The sequence below is a fragment of the Clostridium sulfidigenes genome, assembly GCF_052067195.1.
Taxonomy (GTDB): Bacteria; Bacillota; Clostridia; order Clostridiales; family Clostridiaceae; genus Clostridium_J; species Clostridium_J sulfidigenes.
In genome coordinates this window covers 190,751-209,426 of record NZ_JBQHQR010000003.1, presented here as the reverse complement: position 1 = coordinate 209,426, position 18,676 = coordinate 190,751, and the positions used below count along the sequence as shown (strand labels likewise).

Annotated in this window: 13 protein-coding genes; 6 read left to right on the top strand and 7 right to left on the bottom strand. The window is 28.5% G+C overall.

Annotated features, from left to right (window positions below):
- The first annotated feature begins 396 nt into the window (after positions 1 to 396).
- Positions 397 to 1,701 (top strand): helix-turn-helix domain-containing protein, encoded by a 1,305-nt coding sequence (locus tag ACTNBA_RS04855; protein WP_441072876.1) that lies wholly within the window; start codon positions 397 to 399, stop codon positions 1,699 to 1,701.
- A gap of 34 nt (positions 1,702 to 1,735) precedes the next feature.
- On the opposite strand, the gene ACTNBA_RS04850 is transcribed toward ACTNBA_RS04855, so the two are convergent.
- The 4 genes from ACTNBA_RS04850 to addB all read right to left on the bottom strand — a co-directional run bounded on the left by ACTNBA_RS04850 (position 1,736) and on the right by addB (position 11,367).
- Positions 1,736 to 3,361 (bottom strand): hypothetical protein, encoded by a 1,626-nt coding sequence (locus ACTNBA_RS04850; protein ID WP_441072875.1) that lies wholly within the window; start codon positions 3,359 to 3,361, stop codon positions 1,736 to 1,738.
- Positions 3,362 to 3,462: 101 nt separating this feature from the next.
- Entirely contained in the window at positions 3,463 to 3,942 is a 480-nt protein-coding gene (locus tag ACTNBA_RS04845; protein WP_346868108.1) for a hypothetical protein, read from the bottom strand.
- A 53-nt stretch (positions 3,943 to 3,995) separates the two neighbouring features.
- A complete protein-coding gene (gene addA, locus ACTNBA_RS04840; protein ID WP_441072874.1) occupies positions 3,996 to 7,904 on the bottom strand; it encodes a helicase-exonuclease AddAB subunit AddA in 3,909 nt (1,302 codons plus the stop codon).
- Positions 7,897 to 11,367, bottom strand: a complete 3,471-nt coding sequence (addB, locus tag ACTNBA_RS04835) for a helicase-exonuclease AddAB subunit AddB (RefSeq protein WP_441072873.1) — start codon at positions 11,365 to 11,367, stop codon at positions 7,897 to 7,899. Before addB ends, addA begins: the two co-directional genes overlap by 8 nt.
- A 557-nt stretch (positions 11,368 to 11,924) precedes the next feature.
- Between addB and atoD the strand changes: the two genes are divergently transcribed.
- Genes atoD through ACTNBA_RS04820 form a run of 3 tightly spaced genes read left to right on the top strand, consistent with a single transcriptional unit; the run spans position 11,925 to position 13,602 of the window.
- Positions 11,925 to 12,578, top strand: coding sequence for an acetate CoA-transferase subunit alpha (gene atoD, locus ACTNBA_RS04830; RefSeq protein ID WP_035135146.1), 654 nt, complete (start codon positions 11,925 to 11,927; stop codon positions 12,576 to 12,578).
- 1 nt (position 12,579) lies between these two features.
- Positions 12,580 to 13,239: a 3-oxoacid CoA-transferase subunit B gene (locus tag ACTNBA_RS04825; RefSeq protein WP_035135145.1), complete on the top strand. Its 660-nt coding sequence runs from the start codon at positions 12,580 to 12,582 to the stop codon at positions 13,237 to 13,239.
- 60 nt (positions 13,240 to 13,299) lie between these two features.
- Positions 13,300 to 13,602 (top strand): late competence development ComFB family protein, encoded by a 303-nt coding sequence (locus ACTNBA_RS04820; RefSeq protein ID WP_441072872.1) that lies wholly within the window; start codon positions 13,300 to 13,302, stop codon positions 13,600 to 13,602.
- A gap of 53 nt (positions 13,603 to 13,655) precedes the next feature.
- On the opposite strand, the gene ACTNBA_RS04815 is transcribed toward ACTNBA_RS04820, so the two are convergent.
- Entirely contained in the window at positions 13,656 to 15,035 is a 1,380-nt protein-coding gene (locus ACTNBA_RS04815) for a CCA tRNA nucleotidyltransferase (RefSeq protein WP_441072871.1), read from the bottom strand.
- A 195-nt stretch (positions 15,036 to 15,230) separates the two neighbouring features.
- Between ACTNBA_RS04815 and ACTNBA_RS04810 the strand changes: the two genes are divergently transcribed.
- Complete coding sequence (locus ACTNBA_RS04810; RefSeq protein WP_441072870.1) at positions 15,231 to 15,503, top strand: hypothetical protein; 273 nt, start codon at positions 15,231 to 15,233, stop codon at positions 15,501 to 15,503.
- Positions 15,504 to 15,520: 17 nt separating this feature from the next.
- The gene (locus tag ACTNBA_RS04805) at positions 15,521 to 16,426 is read left to right on the top strand and encodes a polysaccharide deacetylase family protein (protein ID WP_441072869.1); all 906 of its coding nucleotides are present in this window, start codon (positions 15,521 to 15,523) and stop codon (positions 16,424 to 16,426) included.
- Between the two features lie 138 nt (positions 16,427 to 16,564).
- Here the strand turns inward: ACTNBA_RS04805 and ACTNBA_RS04800 are convergent, their stop codons facing one another.
- On the bottom strand, positions 16,565 to 17,125 hold the full coding sequence (locus tag ACTNBA_RS04800) for a phosphatase PAP2 family protein (protein WP_441072868.1): 561 nt from the start codon (positions 17,123 to 17,125) through the stop codon (positions 16,565 to 16,567).
- A 68-nt stretch (positions 17,126 to 17,193) separates the two neighbouring features.
- Entirely contained in the window at positions 17,194 to 18,540 is a 1,347-nt protein-coding gene (locus tag ACTNBA_RS04795) for an SH3 domain-containing protein (protein WP_441072867.1), read from the bottom strand.
- Positions 18,541 to 18,676 lie beyond the last annotated feature (136 nt).

Below are 18,676 nucleotides of genomic sequence, written 5' to 3'. Positions count from 1 at the left end.
ATTCCCCCTTGATTAGTTTTACACTATAACAATTCTACTAATTATAAATATAAAAATTCTAACTTTACTCTATTATATAAAAACAATGTTAATACTAAAAACCTTATATACACCTGTATTTTCCTTATTCTATAAATTAGAAGAACTTACATCAGTAACCTTTTTATAATTCATAATTTTCCTATCCAACTCTTTCCTTTTTCTATTTTTGTGAAAATAGCTCACATATCGAATTTTTATGCATTACTTTCTAATCTTTTATTTAATAATATATGAAATTTACTTAATAATACACATCCTTTTGTTACAATTTGTAGTACATTTTACTAATTTAAGTTATAATAATATTATTAACATTGAGTTTCAGCTAGAGTAAAACTTTAAAGGGGTGATTTTTTGAAAAATAGTATTGGACTTAAAATTAAAACTTCTCGTAAAGGGGCTAGGCTTACTCAAAACGATTTAAGTTGTGACATTCTTGATAGAACCACTTTAAGCAAAATTGAAAATGGTTACATTTATCCTTCAATTCCTCAATTAATGCATATATCAAAGGTTTTAAATCTATCAATAAGTGATTTATTTTGTGAGAATACTACTCCATTTAATGCATCTATTTCATCCATAAGCAAAAATCTAAAAGAATTATATGTAAATAAAGAATATAATAAAATCATAGATACAATTACGCCCTATGACTTTATCACTACCTATTATCTAGGATTAAGCTATTATAAACTTAGCTGTAAAGAAGAAAGTAAAGCCCTTTTAGAAAAGTGTGAAGGTCTTTTTTGTCTTTTACATGATGATTTAAAGCCCTTATATGCTGAAAACTTAGCTATTGCTATAACTACTCTAGGACGACTAGTTATAAATTCATTTTCTGATGTAGAAAACTATAATTATCTCATTAAGGGATTAAATTATCTAGAGGCCTATAATTTAAAAAATGTAAAAACTTATTTTATTATTATCAATAATATTGGTGCTTATTATCTTTATACATACAAATATGAAGAAGCTATTAGTTTCTATGGAGAGTTTTTAAAAAATAATCTTGATACCTTATCTACATCAGTTCTTGCTCTTATACATTCAAATCTGAATATTGCTTACTTTTCTATTAAAAACTATGAAAAAGCAATTGAACATATAAAAAAAGCCATATTCTTTTTTTATTATATAGATAATCTCTTTGAATCTGGCAAATGCTATATCAATCTTTTTAATGCCTATCTATATAAAAATGAAATAGATAAAGCCTATGATACCATTAATGAAGTTTTCGATAAATTTGAAGACCCTAATATTACAAATATATTTAAAATTTGTGAACTTGTACTACTTTATAACACAAATAAAATAAGTGATATTATAACTAAGAAAAAATCTATTAATTATGGAATCTTAAGAGAATCTAGTAGGATTGATTATGATTTCATAATGGGATATGTGTATTTTAAGCAAAACAAATATAAAGTATCTATAAACCATCTCAATAAATGTATTACTTCTCTTATTGAAAGGAAAAGATATCTGGATGCATCTATAGTCTATGATGCCCTATACTCCATGGATGGAAATAAAGATTTTAAAGAAAAATCCCTTGAATATAAAAAGCTACATGAAGATGATAAATATAATCACATTTCTACTAACATAACTACCTCTAGCTATTTCTTGTATAATAAAGGAGAGTAGATAAACTGCATACAAGCCAGCTTATCTACTCTTTTTACATATCACTTGGTTTAATTTTAAAATTATAATATCTTTCTTCTGATTTTGCATATTCTAAATTTTTTCCTATACTTTGAAATAAATGATCAAAATAAGTTGTAAAATCTCCTTGAAGAGTCTTTAATAGTTTTTCTTTTATAAAAACTATATTATTATAAAGTTCTTCCTTTTTTCTTTCCAATGCCTTAAAGTCACAGTAATATTCACCTTTGAATATACTATCTTCTTTAAAATCCAACTGAAAATACTCCTTTAAAATATCTTTTTCATCTAAAATTAGTATATTAGATATATCTATACAGTACTTCTTTAGCTCATTATAATTACCATACATCTTATTCCATTTATTATATAAATCCATAATTAAGCCTTGATTATATATTTTTATATTTCCTCTATAGCTATCTATAGATTTAAAAACATTAATACCACTGATAGATTTCATATTATCCATGAGTATATCTATAATAGAGTTATAATAATTATCCTTTATGGACTTTAATGAAGATTTAATAATTTCACAAGTTATATAATTAAACTTATCTTGAAAACTTCTACACATGGCATAAAACTCTTCTTCACTATTTATATAATAAATTAGTCTAGTAAATTCATTATAAAATATACTGTTTATACTGAGTTCTATTTCATCTGTTATTTCATCAAAGCTAAATTTACTTATATTCATCATCATATTTAAAAAGTCATGCTCTAAGGAAAACACCTTATATCCTATGGTATATTCTCTATTTTTCATAGAATTATCATAAGTAGTTGCATATCCTAATGATTCTATTTTAGTTAAATTTGATTCACAAATTTCTTTGGCTAAATATTTATTTAATTCTTTTTTATAAGCTTTTATTCTTTTAGTAAATTCATCTCCAAAGGCTTCATTAATTAAGTTAAGTAGTACTTCTATAAATTCTTTCCTTACTACTTCTGATATCTTTTCTTTTAAAATATCTAAGGAATTTAAAATCTCATCTTCTTTAATAATTATTTTTTCTGAAATATCACCCTTATTTAAGGTACCTATTCCCCTTAAATCAACCATTAATTCTTTGAATGTATTCCAAATAAACCTATGATAAGATTTTATTTCTTCATCTAAAACACCCATTACAATGTTTTTAAGCTGAACAACTCCTATTTCTATGTATGATAATGTGCCTTCCATATCCTCATAAACATATCTATTTAGTTCATTATATATTTCTTTCTCACCATGTTTCATCTGAAATGTATACACCTCTAGCTCACATTTCTTTTTAAATAGATTTAACCTAGAATTTATATTTTTTTCTATACTATCTAAAATATCATGGATGAATTTCTTATCTATTTTTACTTCCTTACTTAAAACATTGCAGCTTACCTTATGATCTTCACTAGTATGTACTTTATGAAAAACTTTTTCAATTCTTTCCTTTTCTTCTACTATAACAAAGGTATTAAAATCTCCACTGAATTCCTTTGTCAAAGACTCTGTAATAGAGCTATCATATTTAAAATAGCTTGAAAATTCTTTCTGTAAATATTCAAATATCTCTACAATATCTAGATACAAGTTTATTTTATTATACAATGAAGTTACTAGTGTTTTATTTACCTCTTCCATAAGTACTCAACTCCAATACTTTAATTGAATAACTTATTCTACAAGATACATAAAATTCCTTTTTAAAAGGTTAATTTACTACAAAAAAATTAGTGAGGTTCTTACCTCACTAAATTTTTTGTTATCTTTCCATCCTTAGTTACAATATATTCTGGGGGATATTCCTCTACTGGAAAAGGTATTGGAGTTTCTTTTATTCTTCCATGCTCAGATAAATATCTTATATGAACTTCTTCAAATTTCTCACCCTTACTAAGCCAAAAGTAATCTTCCATACACATGGCTCTTGTTCTTCTACATAACTCCCACATATCATAATCTATTAATCCCATAACTCTAAGTATTTCATCTATATTTTGTCTTTCCTTTGGAACCACTCTATCTGATAGCCAAAATACTATATCATCATGGGTAGGTTTGTAATTATGATTCCAATTTATATAGCTGTACATTCCCAAGGGAAGATGAGTTCTATTTGTTACATTTTCATACCTATTAAAACTAAACTTTTTATCAGCCACATTATAGGTTAATTCACCCACTTCAAGGTCTTTATCCATTAAGATATATCTATCAATCATAGTATCCCTCTTTCAATCAAATAATTATATCTAGTATTAAAAACTATCTTACTTTATTCTACTTCAACTTCTTTATCTAGTGAAAATAAGTATAAGTATTTCCTTACTTTTTCTTTCTTAAAGGCATCTTTTATAGCTTTACTATAATAATCTAATTGCACTTTATATCTTTCTTTAATTTCTTCTATATTATCTGGTTTTACATAATCAGTTTTATAGTCTAAAATAATCCCTTCTTCTCCCTCTTCAAAGTAACAATCTATAACTCCTCTTAAAAGCATCTTTTCTTCTAAGTAAGTTTCTTTACTAACATTAGGATAAATAGTAGAAGCATTGATTTCCACTCTAAAAGGCAGCTCTCTTTTTAAAGAGTTTTCTTTAAAAGCTTCTATTACTTTTTTTCCTATGTTACTCTGTAAAAACTTAAGAATTTTATCTACCTTAACTGATTTTGCTGCTTCAAAGGTTATTAGCTCCTTCTCTACCATGGTATTAATTTGCCTTGTAATGTCATCTTTAGCAAGGTCACCACTTAGGTCTAATCTTTGCATTATATTGTGATAAGCAGTTCCCACCTCTGATGGAGTTAATCCTTTTTTTTCTTGAAGAAATAGTGGTGTTTGCATTAGAGGCCTAAACTTTCTCGGTCCTTCTACTTCATCTCCATAGGTTATAGTTTTATAATTATCTTCATCTAAACCATCACCTTCTATATATAGATTATTTTCTCTATTGGCTTCTGGTAGATTATTGTGAAGCTCTTTTAACTCTGTAACAGTTATTACCGTAGGCAGCTTTGTTGCTTCCTCATATTTATAAGTAAATTCTAATCTTTCTTTAATTACTTTATAATAATCTTTACTTATATTTTCATCAGCATTATCTAAAAGTTTATTTATTTTTTCCTTTACCGGCACTTCTTCTAAGGCTGCATCCTCTATTTCTTCAAAAATTTCTCTAGGATATATAGCTACCTTAAACCTACTATGATCTTCTTTGAAATCTTCATTTATAATATTTTCATTATAATGCCTTAGGGGTTCTCCAGCTTTATGATTTATAAGAGAAGCTCCTATCCAATCCAGGTAATTTTTTTGATTTTTTACATAGGTTGATTTTATACTTCCATTTTCATCTATACCTGTCCCAGACCATTTTTCAATTTTCTTATCTAGAGCCTTACCACTTCCAACTAAGATTAATTTTTCCTTTGCTCTAGTTAGGGCAACATATAAAAGTCTCATCTCTTCTGACTTGTTTTCCCCTTGAATTTTTTTGCTTATAAACTCCCTTTGAGATGTGTTATAACTAACTCTATTATCTAAATCAATATAAGTAGGTCCAAAACCTAATTCATGGTGGAATAGTATCTTGCCTTTTAAATCACCTTCATTAAATCTCTTTCCAAGACCGCAAAGAAATACTATAGGAAACTCTAAGCCCTTACTTTTATGAATACTCATGATTCTTACTACATCTTCATTTTCTCCTATGATTTTAGCACTTCCCATATCTTCACTACTAGTTTTTATATTACTTATAAAGTTTATAAAGTTATATAATCCTCTATAGCTAGTTCTTTCAAAATCCTTAGCTCTCTTAAACAAAATTTTTAAGTTAGCCTGTCTTTGCTCTCCTCCAGGCAATGCTCCCACATAACCGTAGTAGCCTGTATCCGTTATAATTTCCCATATGAGCTGATTTATAGGGGTATATTTACTTTCTAATCTCCAGTTATTTATTTTATCTAGGAAAGTTTTTATTTTTATTTTTAGAGCAGTATTATTATAGATTTCTTCCCAAGTATCACTAAGGTTTTCATCTTCATAATCCTTTTTCTCATAATCTAAAAGGCCTACCATGGCATGATAAAAACTCACATTTTTATTAGAAATTCTTATATCTGCTAACTCTTCTGTAGTGAATCCACCAATAGGTGACCTTAATACAGCAATTAGAGGAATATCTTGTATTGGATTATCTATAATTTCTAAAGCACTTATAACTGTCTTTACTTCAAGAGTATCAAAATATCCCCCTCCCCCTTCTGAGAAAAGAGGAATTCCTACTCTTTTGAATTCTTCTATAAATATAGGAGAAAGCTTATTACTTGACCTTAAAAGAATAACCATATCCTTATAGGTAGCTCTTCTATAATCATCTAAGTTCTTATCATATACCTTTAACGAATTTCCCCCATGATGCTCCATTAACTCTCTTATTCGTTTTGCCACGAATCTAGCCTCTAGCTGCATGGAATCTAGTTCTTCTTTATCCAGTTCTTCCTCACTATTTGTGATATCACTTTGTTCTTGAAGCTCTTCTTCTATTTCATTATTTTCATTAGCTTCAACATCTTCATAATCAAGGTTTATAAGGTTAAATTCCACCTCTCCACCAATATTACCTTCACCTGAAAACTCTTTATAACTGGCTCCAACCTTTAGCTCTTCACTTTCATCATAGGCTAGTTCCCCTACATCCTCACTCATAACAGCATTAAAGATATAGTTTATCCCGTCTATAACCTCTCTTCTACTTCTAAAATTTTTATGGAGAGTAATAAGAGCATTATAATCATCTCCATTTTTAGTGTAGGTTTCCTTCTTATTTTTAAATAGCTCGGGCTTTGCCATTCTAAACCTATATATACTTTGCTTTAAGTCTCCAACCATGAATACGTTTCTTGTATCCTTTTCTGTTCTACAAATAAGATTGATTATTTCTTCCTGAACACTATTTGAATCTTGATATTCATCTACTAGTATTTCTTCAAATTTATCTTTAAGCTCCAAAGCAATGCTTGATGGTTTATTTTTATCTTCCTTATCTCTTAAAATTTCAAGGGCAAAATGTTCCTGGTCATTGAAATCTATGATACCTCTTTCTCTCTTTTTCTTATCAAAGATATCTTTAAATTCTATTACTAGGTTTGTTAGTTCCTTCATTAATGGATAAAGTTTTTTAGTAATTTTAATATTTTCCTCAGAAGTAGCATTTAATATCTTACTCTTTACCTCCACATATATTTCCTTAGCAGCATCTCTTAAATCCTTGGCTTTTTTTTGTATTACTTTCTCTTCCTCTGTTAACTTTGTTAAAGTTGGAATTCTTCCAAAACCAGTTTCTTCAATGTATTGTCTATCTTCCTTTAGTTCACCTTCAATTATTGTTAAAGTTCTCTCTAATATTTCTCCATCATTTTCAAACGTATCCTTATATTTATAAGTAATAGGATTATTTAGTACAAAATCTAACCCTTCATTATTTATCTCTAAAGCATTTATTATATCTTCTCTTAATTCCTTTAGTAAGGCATCCTTAAAAGGTAATTTTTCAAAGGAAAAATCTTCACCCACATTGAAAATTTCAGCTTTGGCTTTTAACCAAGCGACAGGAGCACCCATACTCATAGAAAAGTTATATAATCTTAGCACCATTTCTGCCAAAGCTCTATCACTTTTATTATCACAATAACTCTCTACTAGCTCTATAAATTCCTCTTTTCCTTCAATATATTTCCCTTCCATAAGTTCTTCTAGGGCTTCTACCTTTAAAAGATTTATCTCCGTAGTATCCCCAACTCTAAAGTTTGGTTCTATATCTAGTTGATGAAAGTTATTTTTAATTAGGTTTAAACAAAAGGAGTGAAGAGTTGATATACTCGCCTTATTAAGAAGTATTAATTGAGTTTGGAGGTTTCTATTATTAGGCTCCTCTTTAATTCTTTTATTAATAGCTTCTCCTATACGTTCTCTCATCTCTGCCGCTGCTGCATTAGTAAAGGTTACTATAAGTAATTTATCAATATCCACAGGATTATCTCTATCTGTGATAATTTTTATAATTCTTTCAACTAAAACTGCAGTTTTTCCAGAACCTGCTGCTGCAGATACTAATGTGTTTCTATATCTAATATCAATGGCCTTTTGTTGATCCTCTGTCCATTTAACACTACTCATTACCTTCACCACCTTTTCCTTCTATTTCAAGCTGCTGAAGAAGTTCTTTTTTATTTCTTCTAGGCATTACTTTAAAATTATTAATTCCCATGGTTTCATCAAACTGACATATAGAAGAAAACTCACAAAATTCACAGTAATAGCTTTTTCCGTTTTTACATGGAGTTACTTCTATAATTCCCTCTAACATATCTTCACAGATTTCTCTAACCTTTTCCTTCATGTGACTTCTTAGCACATTAAAACCTTCATAGGTTATCACTGAGCTATTATTCTTTGAAAATTCGGCTTCATCACTACCCTTTTTGGGTTTATTTAAAGCTACAGGAATTATGGAAGAGGTTCCTCCTTTTTCTATGGTTTTATCCATTTCCTTAATCACCTTTAAATCTCTTATGACGATTCCCTTCATTTTTAACGCCTTTAATACTTCCTCTTCTAAATTCTCCATGGTAAGTTTTTTAGACCCATCCATTATTGGATCATCCACAGAAAGATATACCATAGCTCCTGGCATTGTTCTTCCTTTTCCTTCTGATACCACTGGTTTTTTAGACATTTTTTCTTGTTCAAGGGTTAAAATTGCATCTAAATAAGTTAGTAATTGAATTTTTAATCCATTATATACATCATTTATATCTAAGTCTATTTTTCCTGTTTTATAATCCACAACTCTATAATAATTAACCCCATCTATTGAGGTTTTATCCACTCTATCAATCTTTCCTTGTAACTTTACTACTTCTCCTGTGGATAAAGTTATTGGTATTGGTGGATAATAATCATCTTTTTCAAAGCCAAAGGAAATTTCATAGCCCATAGGCTGAAAAGTTCCCCTTTCCATCTGCTCATTAATGATTAACACCATTCTATATAAAATTCTTTTTACCCTTGTAGCTATATATTCATATCTCTTAGAACTTTTTAATATTCTATGTTCCTCAGAATTTATAAGCTCTGATATAACATCACTTATAACTCTTTCACAAAATTCTTTATCTAAAGTTCCCCACACCGCTTTTTCTTTCTCTACTCTTTTAGAAAACTTTTCAAGGCCTTCATGAATTAGATTTCCAAAATCCAGGGGTGCAAAGGTATAAATCTTTCTTTCCTTAGCTTTAAGACCATACTTTACAAAATAGCCAAAGGAGCAATTTGCATAGGCTTCTATTTTAGATACACTGAGACTTTTCCCATATAATTGCCTTATTTTATCTTTACTTATGGCTTCTATATGATTTTTATAGGTAAAGCCACTTATTACCTTGAGAAGTTTTTCTCTATATTCTGGCTCCTGATAATAATATCTATATATCTCCTTCCAAAGGTCTGTTATCTCATCTTTCTCTATATATTCATGGAGCTTTTTTATTAAATTATTAAAGGTAGGAGTCTTTCCTACTATGCCTTTTTCATCTTCTCCAACTTCATCCTTTAATATATCTGTATTCTCCAAAACATTAGGAAATAGGGCTTTTAGCCTTGGAATCACCATGGAATATCTCTTAGTCTTTCCTTCTAAATCAGCAATTGGATAAGTAATATATAATAGATTACTTGCAATACTTAGCAAATTGTATATTAAATATTGTTCTCCAAAGGCTAGTTCAAAACTATTATCTGCCACACTTATATTATTATTTTTAAACACTATTCTATCATTATCATTAAATAGACCTTCATCACCTGTAATCCTTGGAAGTACCCCATCATTTACACCAACAACTATAGCTACCTTTACCTCTTGAGCCTTTATTCTCTCAGCACTTCCTACTACTACTTGATCCATAGATGTTGGAATTAACCCCATTTTATTATGGGATATGCCCATAGATAGGATATTATTAAACTCTTCAATGGTCACCACTTCTTCTCCAAGAATATCTACAAACTGATCTAAAAGCTCAATAAGCATATTCCAGATACTACTATACTCATCCACTAATAAAAGATTATTATCTCTCTTAAATTTCTCTATATATTCATTGACATTTTCATAAACTCTATTATCAACTAAGAATTTATAAATACTTGAGCAAATATCTTTAACCTTATGTTTACCCTTTAATTTCTCCTCTAATTTAATGAGAGGTTCTATTCCTTTATTTTTTATTTCTATTATATTCTCATACTTAGAACTCTCTCTCCAATACTCCTCATTACCATCTATCCACTTTTTCCTAGTTTTAATGCCATACTCTAAAACATAATTCTCTAGTAAATCTACTTCTGATGGTGATAAATTTGCAAAACCACTTTTAAAATAATTAACTATGGAATTATCTCTAAATCCTTTAGAAAATATGTTTAAAAGTGAAGTTATATATACAACCAATGGATTTGAAGCTATATCTTCCTTATCATCAATAAAAAATGGAATCTCATATTCTTCAAATATTACCCTAACTATATCCTTATAATTTTCCAAATCTCTACTTATAACTATAATGTCCTTATATCTAAAGTCCTTCTCTCTAACTAATTTCAAGATTTCCTTGGCTACATACTCTACTTCTCCATAGGGATTCTGAGCTTTAAATATACTTATATTTTTTGTAGGAACTTTTAATGCTTTCCCCATATTATTAAAGTAGTTTTCCTCTAAGAAGGACAATTCCTCACTTTCTTTAAATCTATGTCCAATGTGTAAATGAAGATTATTTTTAGGATAGTATCCATAATCTTGTGCAAGTTTTGTAAGCTTTTCTTCTGTAGTATAAATTGGATAAAAAGGATTAGTATCCTCATTTTTATCTTTGACCTCATCCCCACCATAGGGTATTGTTATATTGACATTGGCACAAGCTCTTAAAAGTTTTCCTATGATGTCATATTGCTGAGGAGTGAAGCCACTAAATTCATCTATCCACACTTCTGCTCCCTTTAAAAACCTACTTTCTTCAATCTTTTCTTTTAAAATAGTTAAATTATCTTCAGGATCAAAATATCCTTCACTAAGTTTATCTTGAAACTTTGAATAAATTGCTTCAATATCACTTAACTTATCCACTAGTAGTGAACTTTCATCCACATTTTCCTTTAAATCTTTAAGAGTCTGTGGAGTAATTTTATGTCTTTTAAATTCGGTAAGTACTCCTATGATTTTATCTATAAAACCCTTTTGTTTTGTAGCTTGTTTAAATATGCTAAGTTTATCTTTTGCCTCATCTATAGCTCTTCCTACAATTATTGCTTTTCCTGTATCATTCATGTACTTATGAGTTACTCCACCAACTTCATTAAAAATAGTAAAAGCTAATCTTTTAAAACTTAAAAGATGTACATTATTTATTCCAGTGGCACCAATCCTCTCAATGAGAGCCTTCTCTGCTCTAAAGGATAACTGCTCTGGAACTATTAATATTAATGGAGTTTTATTATCAAAGGATTTTTCATAGATTTCTTCAATACAGGTATAACTCTTACCTGTGCCTGCTCTACCGTAAATAAATCTAATTCCCAAAATCTCACTTCCTAACTTTTAAATTTATTTATATTTTTCACAATTTCTTATAGTGTCTTTCTTCCTTTATTATTACCTAATTATAACATAAGCCAATAATTATTATTTAATATCATTAGCTTATTTATAAGTATCTAAACATCTCTATACTTACCCATTACTCTAACTAAATCAAAAAATAAATCCATTAATTCTTTCTATTTTAATACAGCCTTTCCCCCACTTTTAAAATATCAAAATCCCTGAAACCCTTGTGGCGAGAACAACTAGTTAACTATTTATATATTTATATAGTTTCCTAGGTAACTAGTTTTATATTTATCTATATAAATATTTCCATATATACCTATTTATATCGATAAATATATTAAATGAAGAAAATATAGTTTTAAGTATTTCGTGTAATATTTAACAAAATTAGACCTTAATAATTTAAAATAAATAATTTCATTAGTTTTTTAATTAAAAATTTAATCAGCCTTTATACATTGCAAAATATTTAAATTAGGGGTAAACTAGTATGGAAGAAAATTTTTTATTTATGGAGGGTTAAACATATGAATAAACTTATTTCAATTGATGAAGCAGTTGCTAAAATTCAAGATGGAATGACTGTTATGATAGGTGGATTTTTAGCTGTAGGTACTCCAGAAGCTATTATAGATGCTTTAGTTAAAAAAGGCGTTAAAGATTTAACTATCATAGCAAACGATACTGGATTTCCAGATAGAGGTATTGGTAAGTTAATAGTTAACAAACAAGTTAAGAAAACTATTGCATCACATATTGGTACAAACAAAGAAACTGGAAACCAAATGAATTCTGGAGAAATGGAAGTAGAATTATCACCTCAAGGAACACTTGCTGAAAGAATCAGATGTGGCGGAGCTGGTCTTGGTGGATTCTTAACTCCAACTGGCCTTGGAACAATTGTACAAGACGGTAAAGAAGTTATTACTGTTGATGGACAAGAATACATTCTTGAAAAACCTCTTAAAGCAGATGTTGCTCTTTTATTCGGTTCAAAGGTTGATAAAAAAGGAAACGTATACTACAATCAAGCAACAAGAAACTTCAATCCTTTAATAGCTACTGCTGCAGATACTGTAATCGTTCAAGCTGAAGAGCTTGTAGAAGTTGGAGATATAGATCCAAACGTAGTTATGACACCATATATCTTTGTTGATTATATAGTAAAGGGGGAGAACTAACATGGATAAGAACATGATAAGAGAAGTCATTGCTAAAAGAGTTGCAAAAGAACTTAACGATGGAGACGTAGTTAATCTAGGTATAGGTCTTCCAACAATGGTAGCTAACTATATACCAGAAGGCATAGATGTAACATTACAATCTGAAAATGGATTCATAGGAATTGGTGCTGCTCCTGCTCCTGGAGAAGAGCAAAAAGACCTAGTAAATGCTGGCGGACAACATGTTACTGTTATCCCTGGAGCTGCATTCTTTGATTCTTCTGTATCTTTCGGAATAATCAGAGGCGGTCATGTTGCTGCTACTGTACTTGGAGCTTTAGAAGTTGACCAAGAAGGAAACCTTGCAAACTGGATGATTCCTGGTAAAATGGTTCCTGGAATGGGCGGAGCTATGGACCTAGTTGTTGGAGCTAAAAAAGTTATAGTAGCTATGGAACATACAGCTAAAGGTAATCCAAAAATATTAAAGAAATGTACACTTCCTTTAACTGCTGCTCATCAAGTAAACTTAATTATTACTGAAATGGCAGTTCTTGAAGTAACTTCAGAAGGTCTTGTTCTTAAGGAACTTGGACCAGAAGCTACTATTGAAGATGTAAAAAATGCAACACTTGCAGATCTTATAATCCCAGAAAACGTTAAGAAAATGGAATTATAATTTTATTTAAAATAATTAATTAAAGTCTATTGGTAATTAAAAATAATTACCAATAGACTTATGTTAGAAAGGAATTTTTTTATGCCACCTTACAAAAATTATGCAGAAGATCAAGTTGAACATGTTTTAAAAAGTGTGCTTAAAGATTATCCTAATATTTGTACTTGTCAAAAGTGCCTTGATGATATGTCTGCTCTTGCCCTAAATTCTATAAAACCCAAGTATGTGGTTAGTGAAGAAGGTAAAATTTATACTACTGCTTTAAATGAAATTGACAAGCAAGAAGAAATTTCTATAACTGCTCAAGTTATTAGAGCTGTAGAAAAAGTTTCAGCAAATCCTAAACACCATGAATATAGATAAGGTAAGAGACCCTATGATTAACTAATTGATTAAATCATAGCGGTCTTATTTTTTTATTTATTTTCATTGCTTTTATACTTTTCATATATTTCTTTTACATATATAGTTAGCTTTTCTTTATTATTATATTTAGGATCTTTAATAACCATTTCTAATAATTCATCTAATATTTTTCCTATTACTATGCCTTCTTTTACCCCTAAATTTATTAAATCTTTTCCTGTAATTTTCAAGTCAGTCTTCCTATAGACTTCTTCATTTTTCATAATTTCATCTACAATTAATTCTATTCTCGTCTTATTTAAATTGAATTGAGTTATCATTTCTAAGTTTTCTTCTTTTAAAAATGTTTTCGTTATATCTTTTACAATTATTAATTCTCCTAATACATCTAATCCTGTTCCTTGTAATAGCCTTTTAAGATATGCTTTATCTTCATAAATTGGAGTATCATAATATGCTATAAGTGTACTTACATTCTTTATTGTCCTATTATCATAATGAAGTTCTTTAAGAATTTCTTTACATTTAATGCTTATCTTTATGTCTTGTTTAGGTATTAACTTAGATGTATTCTCTTTATAATCAATTCTTATACTATTTTCATCTTTATTACTTTTTAATATATAGTACAAAAATACAGTTAATCTCACATAAAGTTTTTTAGGACATCCCTCTATAACCTTAATACATTCTTTTACCTTAAAGAAATCATAAATATATTTTTCTTTATCTTTATATAGATAAGGTACTAATATAGGCATAATTCCCATACTAAGCATATATTTAATTCCATCACCAGGGTAATCAGATAGTATTAGCTTATTTAACTCTACAATTATTCTCTCCCTAGAAATTTTCTTAAGAAGCTCCTTGTTATTCTCTATGGCAATTAGAGTTTCTTTTTCTATTTTGTAGTTTAACTGTGCCATAAATCTTAATCCTCGCATTGTCCTTAATGAGTCTTCTTTAAATCTTTTATTTGGTTCTCCTACACACCTTATAACCTTATTTTCTATATCCTTAATTCCATTAAAATAATCTATTATTCCTATTTTATGATTATAAGCTATAGCATTTATAGTAAAATCTCTTCTTCCTAAATCATCTATAAGTTTTGAAGTAAATTCTACTCTATCTGGTCTTCTCCCATCGGAATAATTCCCATCTACTCTAAATGTAGTTATTTCTACTGCTTCATTTTCCATTAATACTACCACTGTTCCATGTTCAATTCCTACATCTATAGTTTTTTTATCTATAAATATTTCCTTTATTTCCTTTGGAGTTGCTGAGGTACATATGTCCCAGTCATTAGGCTTTTTACCTATAATACTATCTCTTACACACCCACCTACTATGTAAGCTTCAAAGCCATTTCTTTCTATGTCATTAATACAATTCTCTATATACCTTGGCATGTTAATATACATACTTATACCTTCTCCTTAAATACACCTATTTAATTTTACAATGTAATTTCTACCACAAAACTGTTTACAATTAAATTTAAAATATAAAAAACAACAAAAAAATTTTCAAATTGTTACTATTTCGTAATGATTATACATAATATATCCTTTATAATTATTAGTATAAAACATAATAACTAATTAAAGGAGATTCTTATGAAAAATACTTTATTTCATTCTAAAAAAAATAATAACTCACATGGTAAACTCTGTGTAATGGCTTCTATATTTTGCTTCATATTTATAGGAATTTCAGTCTTTGCTAATTCAAAGGAGAAAGAATACCAGTTTAAAAATAATGAATTATCTACTGAAATAGAATCCCTTAAAGCTACAAAGGCTAATTTACATAAAGTAAATAAGAACTTGCTAGAGTCAAGTTCAGATTTAGATGCCTTACTTGACGAACTTGCTGAATTTAATAATTAACATAAGGAGCTAAAATCATGAATTACAATATTAATCTTGAATCATCAAAAGGGAATATTAGAAAAAGAAGAAAGAAACCCTCTATATTAAGTATTATATCCTTATCAGCTTTATGTTTATGTTTTTTTATATCAATATTAGCAACAACAAAAATGTTTGTAGCTTCTAGTAAGCAAAGTAATCTATTAAAAGAAATCGATTCTTTATCATCGTCTAACAACTCTATACTTGCAGAAAATGTTAAGTTAGAAAAAGAACTAAGTGAAAAACAATCCACATATGATAAGGCAATGTCACAAAAAAAGATTGCTCATTTAACCTTTGACGATGGTCCTTCATCTAATACCTTGGAACTGTTAGATGTACTTGACAAATACAATGCTAAAGCGACTTTTTTTGTAATATACAAAGAAGGCTTTGATGATATTTATAGAGAAATCGTTAATCGTGGACATGTTCTTGCTAACCATACATATAGTCATAATTATCAAAAGATTTATTCATCTACTAAGGCCTTTATTAGTGATGTGGAAGCTCTTGATAATAAGCTAAAAGAAATAACCGGTAAAGAACCCTCTAAAATTTTACGATTCCCAGGTGGTTCAAATACAGGATATATGAGTGAACATAAAAATATGCCTAATTGTATTTTTAAAGCCCTAAAAGACCGTGGGTACACCTATTTTGACTGGAATGTTGATTCTTCAGATGCTACTAAGGTAACATTGGATGAAAAAAGTATAATAAAAAGTGTTCTTGATGGTAGCTCTAACGTTAATACAGCTAATATATTAATGCATGATACAAACTTCAAATATACCACATTAGATGCAATGCCAAAAATTCTTGAAGGTTTAAAAGCTCAAGGATATGTATTTAGACCTTTAAATCACAATTCAGCTGATATTCGTTTTATAAATTAACAATTGAATTTTATAACTTTACCCAATTACAAAGTCTGTTTATAAGGGTTGTTTCAAAATAATTCACTAAATCTTACTAAGTATTGAGCTTGTACTTTAATAAAATTTAGCTTATTTTGAGACACCCCTTTAGTTATTTTATATGCTAATATTCCAATTTTTTTCTTTTCGCTTATTAATTTTCCCCATTATATACACAGCTAGAATTCCACTTACAAGTCCAACTACTGCTCCACCTAATACATCAGAAAAATAATGAACATACAAATATATTCTAGAAAAACCTATTAAGATTGCCAAAGATATGAAATAAAACTTATATCTCTTAATATATGTGGAAAGTACATATGCTACAGCTATAGAAGATGCAGTATGCCCTGATGGAAAAGAAAAACTAATAGGCAGTTTTATTAGAGGATTATCTATAGGATATGCAATAATTGGTCTTACTCTCTCCACTAAATGCTTTATTACTCCCTCTGTTAAAATTGTACCTATAGATATTGCTAGTAAACTTGTTATTCCTACTTTTCTATATTTTTTAGTGCATATAAGAATAATGCTAATTGCTATCCATATAAACCCTGCATCTCCCAGCCTTGTTATGAATGGCATTATAGTATCAAAAATTTTATTCTGTAACCCAAAATGTATAGCATCAGTTATTCCCTTATCTATTCCGTATAGCCATTGATTCATTAGTTTATCCCTTTCTTAAATAATCTTTTCTATATTTTGTTTTTTATTACTATTACTTGCTTCTAACTTTAATTGAATATGTCCTTAATTCCAATAATCTCTTCAATATATGGTTTTCCACTAGAGGTGTATATCTCTTTTAATTCAGATACTGTTACACCCTTTATTCCTAAGTATATCTTTTCTTCATTAACCTGTTCCTTCTGCCCTTTATTTTTCTTTTCATAATCCTTTTTATTTACAAATACTCCTATTACATCGTGAATTATATAATGACTATTTTTATAATTCCCTATGAACATAGCTACATGCCCATTTAAAAATATAAGGGTTCCAGGTTTCAAGCTATCTAACATTTTCAATCTTTCATGATAAGTCATTTCTTTATGAACAAGCAATGTTTTCCCAACTGATTTTTTTAATTGATCACCACTATTTCTTGGAAATTGTATTCCAAAACTTCTAAAGGTATCTATGATAAGGGAAGAACAATCTCTTCCATTGAATTCTCCACCCCACCCATACCTTTCTCCTTGGAATTTAAATATTTGTTTTAATATATTACTTCTGTTACATTTTAAATATCCTCTATGAACATCTTCATTGTATGGAATTAAAATATTAGTAAACTTTAATTCACCATTACTTTCTCTTAGTGGATACTTAACTACATAATTACCTTCACTATACATATCATAAATTAATTCTTCCTTGCTCAAATTAGTTTCTATAGGTAGTTTTACTCCCATATCAATATCTAAATTTCTTAATGCCTTTATAAAAGGATTATAACCGAGATTTATCTTTTTACCTGTAACTACAATGAAATCTTTGCATTTACAATATTCTTCTATTTCTTTTTTACTTCCAAAAGCTATATTCTCTTTTTTAATCCATCCTAAATAATTATAAGTTTTGCAAAAACACCATTTTCCATCTTTACTAAAAGCATATATAATACAAGGTTCCGCTGCATATATAGCACTTTCCATAAATCTGTCTAAATCATATTCTTTATCCCCCTTAAATACTCTATCACTAGTAGGAAATGTTCTTATACTTCCCCTCTTTACCACCAATCCATATTCTATAGAAATCTTGTCCTTTATTTCTTTTAAATTCATATCATCAATAAGTTTATCATAATATTCCTTGTTTACTTTACTACCATTCTTGTATCTATCACCTTCCGGAATCTTACTTACACAATTTATCATAGTAACTACATATTCTTTAGCTACTTCATTGGGTTCATTAAATATATCATAAATATATCCCTTTTTAATTCCTTCAGCATTGTACTTTTTTATTTCATCCTTAGTGAGAATAATATCTTTACTTCTCTTGCATAATTTTATCCATAAATCACTATAGTACATTTCATCCATAACATTTAGATTAGTATTACGATTCATAGTATATCCTCACCTCTAATTATATATTTCCACTTAAATATTTCTTAATTTCAAGCAATCCTTAATATAATTATACTATTTATTTCGCTAACATATTATAAATTTACATAAATATAAATTAAATGTAATCCTTTCT

What these genes read in the sequence shown, in the direction of transcription:
- ACTNBA_RS04850 (WP_441072875.1), bottom strand. Translation starts at nt 3,361, where the DNA reads ATGGAAGAGGTAAATAAAACACTAGTAACTTCATTGTATAATAAAATA.
- ACTNBA_RS04845 (WP_346868108.1), bottom strand. Translation starts at nt 3,942, where the DNA reads ATGATTGATAGATATATCTTAATGGATAAAGACCTTGAAGTGGGTGAA.
- addA (WP_441072874.1), bottom strand. Translation starts at nt 7,904, where the DNA reads ATGAGTAGTGTTAAATGGACAGAGGATCAACAAAAGGCCATTGATATT.
- atoD (WP_035135146.1), top strand. Translation starts at nt 11,925, where the DNA reads ATGAATAAACTTATTTCAATTGATGAAGCAGTTGCTAAAATTCAAGAT.
- ACTNBA_RS04825 (WP_035135145.1), top strand. Translation starts at nt 12,580, where the DNA reads ATGGATAAGAACATGATAAGAGAAGTCATTGCTAAAAGAGTTGCAAAA.
- ACTNBA_RS04820 (WP_441072872.1), top strand. Translation starts at nt 13,300, where the DNA reads ATGTTAGAAAGGAATTTTTTTATGCCACCTTACAAAAATTATGCAGAA.
- ACTNBA_RS04815 (WP_441072871.1), bottom strand. Translation starts at nt 15,035, where the DNA reads ATGTATATTAACATGCCAAGGTATATAGAGAATTGTATTAATGACATA.
- ACTNBA_RS04810 (WP_441072870.1), top strand. Translation starts at nt 15,231, where the DNA reads ATGAAAAATACTTTATTTCATTCTAAAAAAAATAATAACTCACATGGT.
- ACTNBA_RS04805 (WP_441072869.1), top strand. Translation starts at nt 15,521, where the DNA reads ATGAATTACAATATTAATCTTGAATCATCAAAAGGGAATATTAGAAAA.
- ACTNBA_RS04800 (WP_441072868.1), bottom strand. Translation starts at nt 17,125, where the DNA reads ATGAATCAATGGCTATACGGAATAGATAAGGGAATAACTGATGCTATA.
- ACTNBA_RS04795 (WP_441072867.1), bottom strand. Translation starts at nt 18,540, where the DNA reads ATGAATCGTAATACTAATCTAAATGTTATGGATGAAATGTACTATAGT.